Source organism: Mycobacterium sp. D16R24 (assembly GCF_002013385.1).
In the GTDB taxonomy this organism is placed as follows: Bacteria; Actinomycetota; Actinomycetes; order Mycobacteriales; family Mycobacteriaceae; genus Mycobacterium.
The window spans coordinates 93,767-107,886 of record NZ_MAEV01000020.1; the positions used below are offsets into that span (position 1 = coordinate 93,767).

The following is a 14,120-nucleotide window of genomic DNA, read 5'->3' on the forward strand; positions in this document are numbered from 1 at the left end:
GAGAACTGGTGCCCTCCTAATCGGTGGCGTCACCATATCCCGATGCGTCTAAGAGGTCATTAAGAGCGGCGTCGAGGTCTGCCGCGCTGGTGGCTTCAAGATCGACCAACCATCCCTCGCCGTATGGGTCGGAGTTGACCAGCTGCGGGTTGGAATCCAAATCGCCATTCGCGCCAACAACTTTCGCGGTGATCGGCGCAAACAGGTCAGATACCGACTTGGTGGACTCCACCTCGCCGAACGTGGCGCCGGCAGTCAGGTCCGAGCCGACGTCCGGCAGCTGGACGAACACCACGTCGCCGAGCTGTGACTGTGCGTAGTCGGTGATCCCGATGCGCACGGTGCACTCACCCGTGCGCCGCACCCATTCGTGTTCCTCGGTGTAGTGCAGGTCGGCAGGAATTTCGGTCACGGTGAATCATCCTTGCTCTCGGTCAGTGGTCTGCGTAGTCGCTGGGCCCGGAGGGCTACTTGCCGGGCTGAGCGTATTGGCGCGGTTTCGGTTCCCGCAAGGTGGTGATGTCTACGCGTGTCGGCTGGTCGATGGTAACGCCACCGCCCACACGCGACACGGTGTCGACGGCGCCACCGGGAATGTTCATCGCCGCCGCGAGTGTCGGCGGATCGCCTATCGCCAGAACCGAATACGGAGGTGCCAGGAGCGTGCCGTCGACGGTGAGCTGTCCTGGGGTCCCGGTTACCCACGAATCAGCCCCAATGCGCACCGACTGGCCGCCCGACTTGATCTCGATCGCCTCGGCACCGGCCGCCCGCAGCTCGTTGATGATGTCGAGGAGCGCTTCTGGTCCGAGGCCCTGCCCGGGATCGTTGATGGTGAGGACGACACCCGGTCCGGTGGCGCCGACTGTCCCCACCATGATGGACAGCGCCGACAGACGGGCCTTGGCGTCGTTGATCACCGCCTGATTGCCGGTTCCGCTGGCGCGCATGGTGATAAGGCTCTGCTGCAGGTCTGCGATCTCCTTGTTCAGGCTGGCGTCGCGCTGCTGCAGCGAATCGAGCAGCACCAGCAGGTCAGCGGGCCGCGCGGTGTCCAGGCCATCGCCGGATTCGGTTTGGCGAACCTGAGTGGTGATCGCCAGCCCCAGCAGTGCGCACAGCGCGACACCCAGCACTCCGAAGGTGACCTGCATGCGGGTCGGCGGGCGGCGCGTCTTGGGCATCTCGTGCTTGCCGGGGTACGGCTCATGCTGGGAATCGGTCATCGGCTTACGCCCCAAACAACCTGCGCCGCAGAGCGGCAGCGTTGCCGAATATGCGAATGCCAAGAACGACGATGATGGCGGTGGACAGCTGTGTACCGACCCCAAGCTGGTCGCCCACGAACACGATCAGCGCCGCTACCAGCACGTTGAACACGAAGGAGACCACGAACACCTTCGAATCGAATATCTGGTCCAAGTAGGCCCGAGCGCCGCCGAAAAGCGCATCGAGCGCCGCCACCACCGCGATCGGCAAGTACGGGGCGACGGCGTCGGGCACGTTCGGATGAAACACCAGCCCCAAAACCACGCCGATCACCAGCGCGACAATGCCGATCATCGTCTACTTCCTCTCCTCGTCACGGTCCGGGTCATTTCATCGGGCTCCTACTGGAATTTCCTTGGCGTACTTCACGTCCCGATTAACCGCCGGGGCTAGCTGGACGTTCTCCTGGGTGCCCAGGGTGAGCCGGATGCCATAGGACTTCTGGAGAAGCCGCATCCTGGCCATGCCCGGACTGCGCTCGAACGAGGACTTCATCGTGTTAGCGGGGCCGATGGCGACGATGCGGTACGGCGAGCTGATGGGCTGGTTGTCGACCAGGATCGCTCCCCCGGCCTGACGCATCGTCACGTTGGGGCCGATGCGAACGTCCGAGACCGAAATCGCCTCTGCACCACTGGTCCACAGCGAGTTCACGACGAGTTGCATGTCGCGGTCGAGAATAACTTGTTGGCTGCGCGGGATACGTTCCTTCGAGACGTCCGAAAGATCGCCGGTGCTGCCCGGGTCGGCCAACATGACGATCAGCGCGGGTCCACGCACCGGGGTGCTTGCCGCCGCAAGACCCAACTGGTCCAACCGATTCAGCAGCTCCTTGCCCTGCTCGTTGCCTTCCAGTTGGCTGCGCCGGGCGCCGGCCACCTCTGCTGACAACTGATCGCGGGTTGACTCCAGTGCTCCCGAATCGCGCTGTTCACTGCGGATACTTGCCAGCAGTCCCTGCTTCTCCTGTATGACGCCGGGCGCTATGCGGGTGGTCTGCGCGACGGCCGCCGCGAAGACGGCGGCGATCGCGATGGCAGCGACTGCCTGCCAACCCCATTCAGCCAGGCGTGAGCGCGGCGCGGCCCCGTCGCGGTGTGCGGCGGCCGCCTCGGTGTATCCGGCGTCGAGGTGATCGGAGAGCAGGGTGCGCAAGAGCGACGGCACCGGATTACGCTTGGGCCGGTTCGCACTGTGATGGCCCAGGCCTTCCTCGGGTTCAAAACCACCCATGAGATGTGGCCCATTGCCATGTATCGGATCGTCGGTACTCATGTCAGGTGCTGACCTTCGGCAGCTGCCGGACCACCATCACTATTTGTGCGATGTAGAGCACGAACGTCCACAGGTACATGCCCAGCCCCCAGATCAGGAACGCCCAGCCGCAGGGGCCGATTATCCTGCCCCACAGCGAGTCCCATTCGCCGATGAGGATCAGGGGGAACGCCGACATCAATGCGAAGGTCGCGGCCTTGCCGATGTAGATGACCGGCAACGCCTCGATTCCACGGCGGCGCACGATGGGCAGTCCAAGGGTGAGAATCAGGTCGCGGGCCAGCAGAGTGAGGACGATCCACCACGGCACGATGTCCCGGATGGCGAACGCGATCGGGGTGGTCACCATGTACAGCCGGTCGGCGGCCGGGTCCAGGAGCGTGCCCAGGTGTGACGACTGATTCATCAGCCGGGCAATCTTGCCGTCGGCCCAGTCGGTGAAGCCGCTCAGCATCAGAATGGCGACAGCCCAGCCGTCGGCGTGCTTCACCAGCAGCAGGTACAGGAACAACGGGATGAACGCGAGCCGAATAACGCTCAGCACGTTGGGGACCGTCAGTATCCGGTCATCTCCGGGAGGCGGCTCATTGGGAGCTGAAGCTCTTCGCGCAAGCGGCTCATCGGTTCCCATCCGGCCAGCCTCTCATATTCGCGGAGCGATACCCCACGTAACCAGGCGGCTTGTCGTCAGCTGAAGACGCCCGGCAGGTTCAGAATCGAGAGGCTGTCGTTCTTGCGCGGGTCGTCGTGGATCATGTACGTCCACGTCGAGGTCGGCCGGGCAAGCTTCGATAGATCCAATCCCTGTTCCTCGTCAACCAGATTCGCGGTTTCGAAGGTCTGCTGTGCGGCCTCCACGGCGTCGGCCGCCAGTGAGGCGAAGGCGTCCACGGCGAGCCGGTGGAACTCGTCGATCGGATTCTGCCGCCCGAGCGCACGCAGGTGGATGCTCTCTCGTACGTCCGAGAGGTAGGCCAGGTGGTCCGCCCAACCACGGTCAAGGTGATAGAGCATGATCTGCCGCGAGATGCGCTCCAGCCGCTCTTCGGAAAGTTCCTCCGCCAGTTCGTCATAGCGCTCAGCGGAACGCTCCTTGAGCTCTTTGCGGGCGGTATCGGTGCGCAGCAGGGTGTCGCGACGGTCCGAGATGATGGCACGCTGCTGGGCGATCAGCTGGTTGTAACGCCAGGTGTTGGCATGCAGATCGAGCATCGCGCCCTCGGCGACCCGCTGGGCGTGGTCGAGCAGACCGCCGGCCTTGGTGCTGACGATCTGTCCGTCGTCATCGGTCTCGGTAGGGAGCTTGGCCGAATCAAGGTATGCCACAACAACCTCGTCCTCCCAGCTGGAAAAGAAGACCGACGAACCCGGGTCACCCTGGCGCCCCGCGCGTCCGCGCAGCTGGTTGTCGAGCCGTTCGGTGCGGTGTCGTCCGGTACCGACGACATGCAACCCACCAACTTCCACGACGGCGTCGTAGTCGGTCTCCTCGGAACCGCCCAGCCGGATATCGGTACCGCGGCCGGCCATCTGAGTGGATACCGTGACGGTCTTGAGCGCTCCGGCCTCGGCGATGACGCGGGCCTCCTCGGCGTCGTTCTTAGCGTTCAGCACGACGGCGGGAACACCCGAACGCACCAAGCGGTGGTGCAGCGCCTCAGATTCGGCGACATCGTGCGTGCCGACGAGCACCGGCTGGCCGGTGGCGTGAATCTCGGCGATATGCGCGACGATGGCGTCGTTCTTGCTCGCCTCGGTGATGTACACGCGGTCGGGCTGGTCCTCGCGAATGTTTGGGGTGTTGGACGGGATCGGTGAGACGCCCAGCTTGTAGAACTGCCGAAGCTGTTCGCCTGCTGCGAGCGCCGTACCGGTCATGCCGCATACGCGCGGGTACCTGTTGATGAGGGCCTGCACGGTAATGGTGTCGAGAACCTCACCGGTGTCAGTGGTTTCGATGCCTTCCTTAGCTTCGACCGCGGCCTGTAAGCCATCGGGCCAGCGCTGCAGGGCCGCGATGCGACCGCGTGAGGAGTTGATGAGGTGCACGGCGCCATCGCGCACGATGTAGTGCACGTCGCGCTCCAGAAGAACGTGGGCGTGCAGGGCGACGTTGACCTCGGTGAGGGTTGTCCCGACATTCTGCTCGGAGTAGAGGTCGATGTTCCCCAGGCGCTTCTCCAGCCTCCGGGCGCCGGTATCGGTCAGGAAGATGTTGCGGCGATCGTTATCGGCCTCGTAGTCCTCTCCGGCGGTCAGCTCGCGTACCGCTTCGATGACCTCGGAGCTCGGGGCTTCGCGGTGGCTGGTGCCGGCCAGTACCAGCGGCACCAGGGCCTCGTCGACCAGTACCGAGTCGGCCTCGTCGACAACCGCGACGTCGGGGCTCGGTGACACCAGGTCGTCGACGTCGATCGCCAACTGGTCGCGAAGCACGTCGAAGCCGATTTCGTTGACTGAGCCGTAGGTGACGTCACAGGCGTAGGCCTTCCGACGTTCGTCGGCGGTGGATTCCTCGGTGATCCATCCGACCGTGAGCCCGAGGCGCTCCAGGAACGGCCCCATCCATTCGGCGTCGCGTCGGGCCAGGTAGTCATTGACCGAGATGACGTGCACACTGCGCCCGCCGAGCGCGTAGGCGGCGGCGGTGATCGCACCGGTGAGGGTCTTGCCCTCGCCGGTCGCCATTTCGATGACGTCGCCGTCGAGCATGCGCAATGCGCCCAGCAGCTGAACGTCGAACGGTCGCTCTTCGATAGTGCGTTCGGCGGCCTCACGGACGATCGCGAGGAACTGGCCGATGTCCTTGGATTCGATGCCCTCGGCGAGGTCGAGCTTCTTGGCCGCCTTGGTGAGCTGCTCGTCGGTGAGGTCCTTGGCTTTCTCGTCGTACTTCTTCGAGGCGTCCACGAGGTCCAGCGACTGGCTCTGGTTCTTGTCGGTGGCGGCACCGAGGAGCTTCCAGAACTTCCCGGTGAACCGTGAGGCGGTGTTCGACTTGCGCACATGCACACGGTACGTCAGGGAGCTAGGAGTGCCGTCGGTGCCGCGAACTCGACGGTCACCGAATCGGCTGCCGCCCGAAATATCGAGCTGGAGGTCGGGCCGGCCAGAGATGGCGCTGCCGTGGCCGCATCGTGGCGCCCCGACGTGCACCTCGAGGTGCGCAGCACGGGTCTGGCGGAGTACAGCCGCCCGGCCAGGGCCTAGCACTCCGCCAGATCCTCGTGAATAGGCGCGCCCGCATCGCCTGCCCGCCGATGTGGGCGCTCGGGTGTCAAGCGGGCTACCAGGCTAGTTGCCTGCCAGCAGGCCCTTGGCGATATGGGTGACCTGAACTTCGTTGCTGCCGGCGTAGATCATGAGCGACTTGGCGTCGCGCGCGAGCTGTTCGACCCGGTACTCCGTCATGTAGCCGTTGCCGCCGAAGAGCTGCACGGCGTCCATCGCGACGTCTGTGGCGGCCTCCGAACAGTAGAGCTTGATGGCCGAGGCCTCCGCCAGCGAGGGCGTCTTGTTCTCCGACAGGCTCTCGATGGCGTGGAACAACATGTTCCGCACGTTGAGCCGGGCCACTTCCATCTTCGCCAGCTTGAGCTGGATCAGCTGGAACTGGGCGATTTCCTTGCCCCACAGGGTGCGTGTCCTGGCGTAGTCCAGCGAGAGCCGCAGGCACTCCTCGATGACGCCGAGAGCGAGCGCCGCCACCCCGATGCGTTCCATCGAGAAGTTGGCCCGGGCACTATCGCGCCCATCGCCCTGGTCGTTGGTCTCCGACTCGCCCAGGAGCCGGTCCCTGCCGAGACGGACGTTCTCGAAGAACAGTTGCCCGGTGCGTGAGCTGTGGATACCCATCTTGCGGAACGGCTTTGACTGCACAAAGCCCTCCATGCCCTTGTCGAGGACGAAGGTCAGCACCGTGCGGTCGCGCTTGTCGACCGACGGGTCCTTTTCGTCCAGCTTGGCGTAGACGACGACGACGTCGGCATCGGGCCCGTTGGTGATGAAAGTCTTCTGCCCGTTGAGGATGTAGTCCTCGCCGTCGCGCGTGACATATGTCTTCATTCCGCCGAACGCATCAGAGCCCGAATCGGGCTCGGTGATGGCCCACGCGCCCACCTTCTCGTAGGTGACCAGCTCGGGCAGCCACCGCTCCATCTGTGCGGCGGTGCCGCGGGAGGCGATCGTCGGCACGGTTAGACCCATGCTCACGCCCATGCCCGTCACCAAACCCATACAGACGCGTGAGATTTCACTGGTGAGAACGAATCCCATGCCGGCCGACCCGCCGGCGAGCCCCATGACTCCCCCGCCATCGGACTTCTTGGAGTCCTCCAGCGCTTCCCCGGCCGCTAGTGCGGCCTCCCGGGTCTTCTTCTTCTCGATCTGCTTCTGCAGCGCCTCTTTGGCGAGAGCGTCGATACCAAAGGTGGCGAACATCTTCCGGATGATGGGGTACGGCTCCATCTCGCCGGACTCCAGTGCGTCGACGTGAGGTCTGACCTCCTTGTCGATGAACTGGCGCACGGCGTCACGCACCGCAAGGTCAATCGGTGACCAGTCGAGCATGTGTCCTGCTTTCTTCAGTGAAAGTGATCGACATCAGTGGGCCCGGCACAGCGGCTTGTTAGCCGAGCTCCTTGGCCAGCAATTCCTTGAGTCGGGAGACGGAGTTTTCGAGCTCCTCCTGCACTGCCTTGTCGATGGCCGTGCCGATCGCTCCGGTGAGCATCTGCCCGGTGAAGGACGAGTCCACGTTCACTCTGGTGTTGTCCGCGTCGATTTCCTCGACGCTTGACTTGATGATGGCCTCGACGCCGGCCATGCCCGTGCCGCCCAGCTTGAAGGCACCCTTCTTGGCAGACAGCACCTCGTCGGCAGGGGTGAACTCCTGCACGGTCCATTCGACCGTGTTGGCCATGCCCATCAGGGTGACGATTTCGGAGAACTTGGTGCCGACCTTGATGTCCTCGATTGCGGGGACATCGCCCTTGAATCCGGTGTGGATGGTCATCCACTCGTCGTATTTGTTGAGGTCCGGCAACACGGACCAGAGCTTGTCGATGCTGTACGGGAGATCAATGCTGGAGTGCAGCTCGGACATGGGCGAAAGACTCCTTTGTCAGTGGTCTGGCACGGATGATGCCAACAGTTCCGAACGTAACATACATACCCTCTTGTATGTAAGATGCAATTACCGCAGATCTCACACGGCGGGCTGACTAAATGCACGTGTACGACGGTCAAATACCGACAGGCCTGTGGGCACCTGAATCTGATTCGTGGGCTACCGATCGGTAGCCCAGCGCACGTTACATACAACTGTGCCCGTATGTATTACAGTGGCGCTCATGACCACCCCCGAGGGCGCGGGCAACGACGCGGCGCCCCTCGCTGCCGGAATGTCCGAGAACGGGAGACAACAGCCCGTCGTCCCGGAATCTACCTCGGAACCACCGGCCGCGGCGGTGAATTCGCCGCCGAAGAGCGGGGCGATCGATATCGAGATCACCCGCCCGCGGGTCAGACTGAATCCTCCGCCATTTCGCGTGGAGGCCGGGAGGTTTGGCGTCGTTGTCGCCCGGCTCGCTGGATCGGGAGCGCGCCTGCTGACGAAACCCCGGCGCGGAAGAACACTTGAAGTACGCGCCGCACATGAGCTGCGCCGCACCTTCGCACTCATGGGCCCCACCTATGTGAAGCTCGGCCAGCTCATCGCGTCATCCCCCGGTGTGTTCCCGGAAACGTTGTCCAATGAGTTCCGCACGCTTCTCGACAGAGTTCCGCCCGCGCCCCCGGAGTTGATTCGCCAATCGCTGCGTAATCAGTTGGGTGCTGATCCCGCAACAATATTCGCGACATTCGATGACCATCCGTTTGCCTCTGCGTCTATCGCTCAGGTCCACCACGCGACGCTCAAGTCGGGTGAGCGGGTGGTGGTGAAGATTCAGCGGCCGAAGATCCGCACCAGGTTGGCCGCCGACGTTCGGATCATCGGGCGTCTCGCCCGTTTGATCGTCAAGACCGATCTGGGACGCGCGAGCAATGCGCCCGAGATTGTTGAGGACTTTGAGCAGAACCTCAACGAGGAACTTGATTTCGCGGCCGAGGGGCACGCGATGGAGCAGTGGATTGCGAGCCTTGCGGACACCGAGTACGGCGATAAGGTGCGCGTTCCCAAGGTGTTCTGGGAGTACACCACCGAACGTGTACTGACGATGGAATATGTCGAAGGCATCCGGATCGACAACGTCGGCGAGCTTTCCGCGGCCGGATTCGACGGGGTCGGATTAGTCAAGGCCATCGTCTATTCACTGTTCGAGACCGGATTTCACAAGGGACTCTTCCACGGTGATCTGCACGCGGGCAACCTGCTGGTGGACTCGAACGGACGAATCGTGTTCCTGGACTTCGGGATCGTCGGGCGTATCGATGAACGCAGCCGCAAGATCTTCACCGAGATCATGGTCGACCTGTTTGTCAAGAATGATCACGCTGCGGTTAGTCGCGGTATCTACAAGCTCGGCGCGATCGGAGATCGGGGTAAGGCCGTCGACTCCACGACTGCCGCCAAGACGATCTCCGATTTCACCAATCCCCTACAGCAGGCGAAGCTTTCGGCAATCTCGTACGGCCAGCTCGGCAAGCAGCTGGCGGTGATGGCCAAGGAATACGATGTGCGGCTTCCGCGCGAGCTGGTGCTGATCTCCAAGCAACTTCTGTACGTGGAGCGCTATATGAAGCTGCTGGCGCCGGACTGGGCCCTGCTTTCGGATCCGTCGTTCATCGGATACTTCGGGAACATGGTCATCCAGGCCGAGCAGGCACGCATGGAGGAAGCGGCAGCGCGAGAGTCGAAGTAGATCAGTCGGAAAGACTGAGCTTTCCGGGGTCTATTGTGCGCAGCGCCGAGTCGATTGGCGCACCGACCGTCGGTGACTCGACGATGTTCAGCAGCATCGCCTTGGCGCGTCCCCAACGTTGATCGCGAACTTCCTGCGGTGCCGTCATGCTGTTGACCAAGATTCCGCGAACAGCGTCCATCGCGGTGAGCGTGATGTTGCGAATGACACGCAACTCCTCGGCGGTCTGGCTCACCGACTGGCCCAGCGTCGAGAATTGTTGCATAACAATGAATTCAAACTGGTCCATCTGCGCGGACAGTTCGGGATCGGTGCGTGCGGCGATCCACAGCTCCATGGTTGCGACGAACATCGACCCCTGATGCATCCTCCAGAGCGCATCCAGGCAGCGGCTGATGAAATCGGTGTCGCTCTCGCGGTCCAGTGCTATGAGCTCGGAGAGAATTTCCTGGCCCTGTTTGAACGCCAAGTGCCGCACCGATTCTCCAAGAAGTTCGGATTTTGACTGGAAATGGTGCACTAGTGCGCCGCGGGTGACGCCGGCGCGTTGTGCCACACGGGTGGTCGTCGTGCCCGCGTATCCGTAATTGACGAGGCAGTCCACGGTGGCATCAAGGAGCCTGCTGCGCATGGCGGCGCTGCGTTCCTCCTGGGTCCTTCGCCCGGAGCGATGATTGCGGGCGGTCGACCGAGCTGGACTGCCAGCGGTGCGTGTCATTCTTCGGGCCCGCCCTTGCTGTCCTTGATCCCTTCCCTGGCCTGCTGGTACTCCGATATCAAGGCGCCGAAGTAAGTGAGGATTTCCGGGTCGCCCACCGGCTGCCATTCAGGCGCAAGCAGTTTGGTGTATCGCTCAACGTAGAGTAGTTGCTTGCCCACCAGGATGAATTCCTTGGGAAGGATGGCGTCGTGCTCGCGACCCAATGCGGTGAGCTGTCGACCGATCGTGCCGTAGGAGATCTTGCCCAATGAGGTGCCCATGGGGCGGGTCACTTTTCGTAGCGATGCGGCTACCTTGGCGGGGTCGGCACCGGGGTCGATGGCGCCCAGTTTGATCAGTGTTCGCGCGGCCGCCTCATCATCGGGTTCGATGATGAGTGCGCCGATCAGCTCGCGCAACGTTTTGCGGGTCCGCTGATCGAGACGGCCGACAATTCCAAAGTCCAGGAATACGATTCGACCCTCTGGGTCCACCATCAGATTGCCGGCGTGCAGATCGCCATGGAAGGTGCCCGCGGCGAACGCCGAGTCGAAAAGAGTAAGCATGAGGGTCTTGACCACTTCCGGGCCATCGAATCCGGCCGCGCGGATCTCATCCGCGTTGTCGATCCGGATGCCCTCGACATACTCCATGGTGAGTACTTTTTCGGTGCATAGCTCCGAATAGAGCTGAGGTACACGCACTTTCGGAGCGTACTTGGAGCCGGCAAGGCCAGCGGTCCAGTCACGCATGGCCTGTGCTTCCAGGGTGAAATCGAGTTCCTCCGCGAGGTTGGCCTCGAAATCTTGCATCACCTCGTAGATGTTCGACATCCGGCCCATCTCGGTGAGTTCCAGACCACGAGCGATTTGTTTGAGGATCTGCAGATCGGCGGCGAGTCGGGTGCGGATCGCGGGGCGCTGGATCTTGACGACGACCGCGGTGCCGTCCCTCAGCGTTGCCTTGTGTACCTGAGCGATCGACGCTGAAGCGAACGGAACCTCATCGAATGAGGCGAATACATCCTCGGGTTGTGCGCCGAGCTCGGCGGTAAGCATGGAACGGATGGTCTGTGGATTCGCCGGCGGCACCTGATCGAGCAGCGACCGAAACTCCGCGGAGAGGTCTTCGGGAAACATCCCCGGAGATGACGCGATGAGCTGTCCGAACTTGACGTAGGCGGGGCCGAGTTCGGCAAAGGACCGGCGCATTTCCTTGGCGACGACCTGACGCAGGTCGCGCTCCGTGGGGCGTTGGCTCAGGATGCGTGATCCGGCTTTGAGGAGCTGTCCCGCCGTCGCAGCCAGTCGATCGAACTGAATCTCGGCGGAAACCGGATCAAGCTTCCGGGGCCGCCGTGGCTGATCGGATGTATCGCTCACCGCGACTCCCTTCATTCTCACCTCATCGTCGCTATCGGTGAGACATTACCGACAAACCGGTATGTATGTTAATCAAATGCCAGGAGTGTCGAGCGATGACGAACGAGGAAGGGCCTAGCGGTTCAGGGCGCGTTCGACCTGGGCGATCCGGCCGTCGGCGAAGTCCAGCACGATCTTCGTGGGGTAAAGCGCGACCTTGAGTACGCGAATGAGCGGGTTGACGACGTCGATGAGGGTCTCAAGACTCGTCATCGTGTTAGCCAGGGTCGAGGTGGTCTTGGCGAGATCGTTCAAGGTGAGGTTAAGCGAGTCCAGGGAGTCGTCCAGCCGCTCCAGGCTGGAGTCAAGGTGGTCGAGCATTGAACCCACTCGGTCGGTGAGGTCGTGCACCTCGACGGCCATCGATTCGATGTGTCCGACGGTGCCGTCGATGTTGAGCGCGACGTTGGCCAGCTTGCGGATCTTGCGGGCCGGCGCGGGCCGATTCCCGTTACCGGTATAGACCTCCGCCATTGGAGTCACCTTTCCGTTGCGCTCAGCCTAAGTGACGGGTTCGCGGTCGCCCACCGGCTACCCCGCTGAGCGGCCGTTTGATGCACTTTTGTGACCGGGCTCACATAGCCATGCCGCATCTGCTCAATGGGCAGATACCCGCGCTGACGCGTGCGAACCCGCTCGTCGTCCGAAGAATGAGGCTTCGCCGAGCCTGGTTCCGCTGCTGTAACCCTTGCCGTCCTGAGCAATGTTCGACGCGCTGGCGCCCGCAGCGTAGAGACCCGCGATCGGCTCACCGGCCGCGGTGAGTACACGGCCGTCCGCGTCTGTACGAAGACCGCCGAGTGTGAACCCGGCATAAATCGCCTTGCCAAGGGTCAGGTCGAACGCGCCCCAGGGGCCGGTTCCCTGCGCGGCAAGGTATTTCGGGTGTTTGTGGAAGTCCGGGTCCTCTCCCCTGTCGGCATGCTCGTTGTACCGCTGCAAGGTCTTCTCCAGATTTCCCGCCGGGATGCCCAGCGCCGCTTCCATTTCCGCGATGGTCTCCCATCCGTCGATGAATGGCGTCAACGGCAGCGTCGGTCGATCCATGTGTTCGGAATCGATGATCAGGTATGCCGCACTGTCGGGCTGGTCCATCACGAATCCGGAGGTCCGGGAATGGTAGGAGTCCTCGGCGACAAACCGTTCACCGTTCTTGTTGACGATGATTCCAGTGAGTAGGCCTGAGGGAGGGTAGACCGGAGCCGTTACGAAGATCTGGTTCATGTTGCGGGTATCGGCGCCCGCGGAGACCCCGAGTCTGATGCCCAGCCCGTCGTCGTAAGTGCTACCGAGTACGAACGGTTTCTCGGCGAGCTTGGGCGTGTACTCGGCCACCATAGCGGGGTTCATCACGAATCCTCCCGCCGCGATGATCACCGACTTGGCCCGTATCGCACCGGTTTCGGCGAAATGCTTCCAGGTGGCGCCCACGACCGCGCCCGCCTCATCGAGGATGAGCCCCGTGGCGCCGGTCTCGTAACGAATGGGCACGCCGAGTTCGCCGGCACGCTGGGCGAGCAGGTCCACGACCATGCCCGCACCACCGGTGTCGCCCGGTTTGGGGACCTTATGCCCGCGCGGCGCGGGCACCGCTTCGTCGCGGTAGGGCCACACCAGCTCGTTTCCCGTGAACATCAGCCCCTCGGTATTGGGCTGGATAACAGCCTTTTCCGGGTAGAAGCTGCGTTCGAACTGAAAACCCAGTGCCTCAAGCCAATTGAAATGCTCGACGCTCCCGTCGCAGTACAGTCGGATCTTCTCCGGATCAGGATCCGGCGATACCGCCATCAGGTACTTGTACATCTCGTCGGCGCTGTCGGCGTGTCCGGTGGCCTCTTGAACGGCCGTGCCGCCGCCCAGGTAAAAGTGCCCGCCAGCCATCGCGGTGGTTCCGCCCGCGGAGGCGGCACGTTCGAGCGCGAGCACCCGCGCACCGGCCTCGGCGGCCGCGACGGCCGCGCATCCACCGCCCATGCCAAAGCCGATGACGAGCACTTCTACCTCGTCAGACCACTCCGTGATGTTCTGGACCGCTACGGTTTCCGGTATCGCTACAGTCATGCCTGCTCACTCTTGATGTAGTCGTAGAACGCCCGGATTTCGGGCGGGACGAAGGCCAGTTCCATGTATGGCAAGGCGGCCGCGGGTGCCGATAGGTAGGCAAATCGCATGCCACCGGGCATCACGCCGTCCTGTACCACTTCCATGCCGCGTGTCGCGGCGTGAGCGAGCGCCGCGTCGAGGTCGGCTGGCTCCAGGCAGACGTGGTGCAGTCCCGCGGGATGGCGTTCCAGAAACTCGGTGTAGATACTCGTCCCGCTGACCGGGAGGACCAGCTCGAGCTGCATGTCATCCAGATAGCTCAGCGCGATGGTCGCGGTGAAATCGGCCGGTGCGCCGCGATAGGTGCACGTGTCCGGACCGAAACGCACATCTGGAATCCGTGTCCATTTTTTGACCCCGAATACGGTGCTGAGCATGCTCTCCGTCGCATCGAGATCATCAGTAACCCAAGCAATTTGGGTGACATGTCCAAATCCCGATACATCCGGCGGCATTGCCGATGTGGTCATGGGCCGATAGTAGCGTCCG

At 62.8% G+C, this 14,120-nt stretch carries 15 protein-coding genes; 2 read left to right on the forward strand and 13 right to left on the reverse strand.

Going from position 1 to position 14,120, the window contains the following annotated elements; translation table 11 throughout:
* Nucleotides 1-16: 16 nt before the first annotated feature.
* The 6 genes from gcvH to secA2 are packed head-to-tail and all read right to left on the reverse strand — an operon-like array spanning nt 17 to nt 5,556.
* Nucleotides 17-412, reverse strand: coding sequence for a glycine cleavage system protein GcvH (gene gcvH / locus B4383_RS18090; protein ID WP_078292460.1), 396 nt, complete (start codon nt 410-412; stop codon nt 17-19).
* A gap of 55 nt (nt 413-467) precedes the next feature.
* Entirely contained in the window at nt 468-1,226 is a 759-nt protein-coding gene (locus B4383_RS18095; protein ID WP_078292461.1) for a DUF881 domain-containing protein, read from the reverse strand.
* A gap of 4 nt (nt 1,227-1,230) precedes the next feature.
* Complete coding sequence (locus B4383_RS18100) at nt 1,231-1,563, reverse strand: DUF1290 domain-containing protein (protein WP_078292462.1); 333 nt, start codon at nt 1,561-1,563, stop codon at nt 1,231-1,233.
* A gap of 36 nt (nt 1,564-1,599) precedes the next feature.
* A complete protein-coding gene (locus B4383_RS18105) occupies nt 1,600-2,544 on the reverse strand; it encodes a DUF881 domain-containing protein (RefSeq protein ID WP_078292463.1) in 945 nt (314 codons plus the stop codon).
* Between the two features lies 1 nt (nt 2,545).
* Nucleotides 2,546-3,175: a CDP-alcohol phosphatidyltransferase family protein gene (locus B4383_RS18110; protein ID WP_078292464.1), complete on the reverse strand. Its 630-nt coding sequence runs from the start codon at nt 3,173-3,175 to the stop codon at nt 2,546-2,548.
* Between the two features lie 56 nt (nt 3,176-3,231).
* Nucleotides 3,232-5,556 (reverse strand): accessory Sec system translocase SecA2, encoded by a 2,325-nt coding sequence (gene secA2, locus B4383_RS18115; RefSeq protein ID WP_176126665.1) that lies wholly within the window; start codon nt 5,554-5,556, stop codon nt 3,232-3,234.
* Between secA2 and B4383_RS18120 the strand changes: the two genes are divergently transcribed.
* Nucleotides 5,551-5,754, forward strand: a complete 204-nt coding sequence (locus B4383_RS18120; RefSeq protein WP_078292466.1) for a hypothetical protein — start codon at nt 5,551-5,553, stop codon at nt 5,752-5,754. The two genes, secA2 and B4383_RS18120, sit on opposite strands and share 6 nt — an antisense overlap.
* A gap of 84 nt (nt 5,755-5,838) precedes the next feature.
* On the opposite strand, the gene B4383_RS18125 is transcribed toward B4383_RS18120, so the two are convergent.
* On the reverse strand, nt 5,839-7,113 hold the full coding sequence (locus tag B4383_RS18125) for an acyl-CoA dehydrogenase family protein (protein WP_078292467.1): 1,275 nt from the start codon (nt 7,111-7,113) through the stop codon (nt 5,839-5,841).
* Nucleotides 7,114-7,171: 58 nt separating this feature from the next.
* Complete coding sequence (locus B4383_RS18130; RefSeq protein WP_078292468.1) at nt 7,172-7,648, reverse strand: SRPBCC family protein; 477 nt, start codon at nt 7,646-7,648, stop codon at nt 7,172-7,174.
* A 247-nt stretch (nt 7,649-7,895) separates the two neighbouring features.
* Here B4383_RS18130 and B4383_RS18135 point away from each other — a divergent pair, with 247 nt between their 5' ends.
* Nucleotides 7,896-9,407, forward strand: coding sequence for an AarF/UbiB family protein (locus B4383_RS18135; RefSeq protein ID WP_078292469.1), 1,512 nt, complete (start codon nt 7,896-7,898; stop codon nt 9,405-9,407).
* Nucleotide 9,408: 1 nt separating this feature from the next.
* Here B4383_RS18135 and B4383_RS18140 read toward each other — a convergent pair whose 3' ends face one another.
* The 5 genes from B4383_RS18140 to B4383_RS18160 all read right to left on the reverse strand — a co-directional run bounded on the left by B4383_RS18140 (nt 9,409) and on the right by B4383_RS18160 (nt 14,101).
* Entirely contained in the window at nt 9,409-10,038 is a 630-nt protein-coding gene (locus B4383_RS18140; protein ID WP_078292470.1) for a TetR/AcrR family transcriptional regulator, read from the reverse strand.
* Between the two features lie 83 nt (nt 10,039-10,121).
* Complete coding sequence (locus B4383_RS18145) at nt 10,122-11,489, reverse strand: AarF/UbiB family protein (RefSeq protein WP_078292510.1); 1,368 nt, start codon at nt 11,487-11,489, stop codon at nt 10,122-10,124.
* A gap of 114 nt (nt 11,490-11,603) precedes the next feature.
* Nucleotides 11,604-12,002 carry a hypothetical protein gene (locus tag B4383_RS18150; RefSeq protein ID WP_078292471.1) on the reverse strand — a complete coding sequence of 133 codons (399 nt, stop codon included), beginning with the start codon at nt 12,000-12,002 and terminating at the stop codon, nt 11,604-11,606.
* A 123-nt stretch (nt 12,003-12,125) separates the two neighbouring features.
* Complete coding sequence (locus tag B4383_RS18155; RefSeq protein ID WP_078292472.1) at nt 12,126-13,589, reverse strand: FAD-binding protein; 1,464 nt, start codon at nt 13,587-13,589, stop codon at nt 12,126-12,128.
* Entirely contained in the window at nt 13,586-14,101 is a 516-nt protein-coding gene (locus B4383_RS18160; RefSeq protein WP_078292473.1) for a VOC family protein, read from the reverse strand. The genes B4383_RS18155 and B4383_RS18160 overlap by 4 nt, the downstream gene beginning before the upstream one ends.
* Nucleotides 14,102-14,120: the final 19 nt, after the last annotated feature.

What these genes read in the sequence shown, in the direction of transcription:
- B4383_RS18155 (WP_078292472.1), bottom strand. Translation starts at nt 13,589, where the DNA reads ATGACTGTAGCGATACCGGAAACCGTAGCGGTCCAGAACATCACGGAG.
- B4383_RS18150 (WP_078292471.1), bottom strand. Translation starts at nt 12,002, where the DNA reads ATGGCGGAGGTCTATACCGGTAACGGGAATCGGCCCGCGCCGGCCCGC.
- B4383_RS18105 (WP_078292463.1), bottom strand. Translation starts at nt 2,544, where the DNA reads ATGAGTACCGACGATCCGATACATGGCAATGGGCCACATCTCATGGGT.
- B4383_RS18135 (WP_078292469.1), top strand. Translation starts at nt 7,896, where the DNA reads ATGACCACCCCCGAGGGCGCGGGCAACGACGCGGCGCCCCTCGCTGCC.
- B4383_RS18100 (WP_078292462.1), bottom strand. Translation starts at nt 1,563, where the DNA reads ATGATCGGCATTGTCGCGCTGGTGATCGGCGTGGTTTTGGGGCTGGTG.
- B4383_RS18095 (WP_078292461.1), bottom strand. Translation starts at nt 1,226, where the DNA reads ATGACCGATTCCCAGCATGAGCCGTACCCCGGCAAGCACGAGATGCCC.
- B4383_RS18130 (WP_078292468.1), bottom strand. Translation starts at nt 7,648, where the DNA reads ATGTCCGAGCTGCACTCCAGCATTGATCTCCCGTACAGCATCGACAAG.
- B4383_RS18140 (WP_078292470.1), bottom strand. Translation starts at nt 10,038, where the DNA reads ATGCGCAGCAGGCTCCTTGATGCCACCGTGGACTGCCTCGTCAATTAC.
- B4383_RS18110 (WP_078292464.1), bottom strand. Translation starts at nt 3,175, where the DNA reads ATGGGAACCGATGAGCCGCTTGCGCGAAGAGCTTCAGCTCCCAATGAG.
- B4383_RS18125 (WP_078292467.1), bottom strand. Translation starts at nt 7,113, where the DNA reads ATGCTCGACTGGTCACCGATTGACCTTGCGGTGCGTGACGCCGTGCGC.
- B4383_RS18120 (WP_078292466.1), top strand. Translation starts at nt 5,551, where the DNA reads ATGCACACGGTACGTCAGGGAGCTAGGAGTGCCGTCGGTGCCGCGAAC.
- B4383_RS18160 (WP_078292473.1), bottom strand. Translation starts at nt 14,101, where the DNA reads ATGACCACATCGGCAATGCCGCCGGATGTATCGGGATTTGGACATGTC.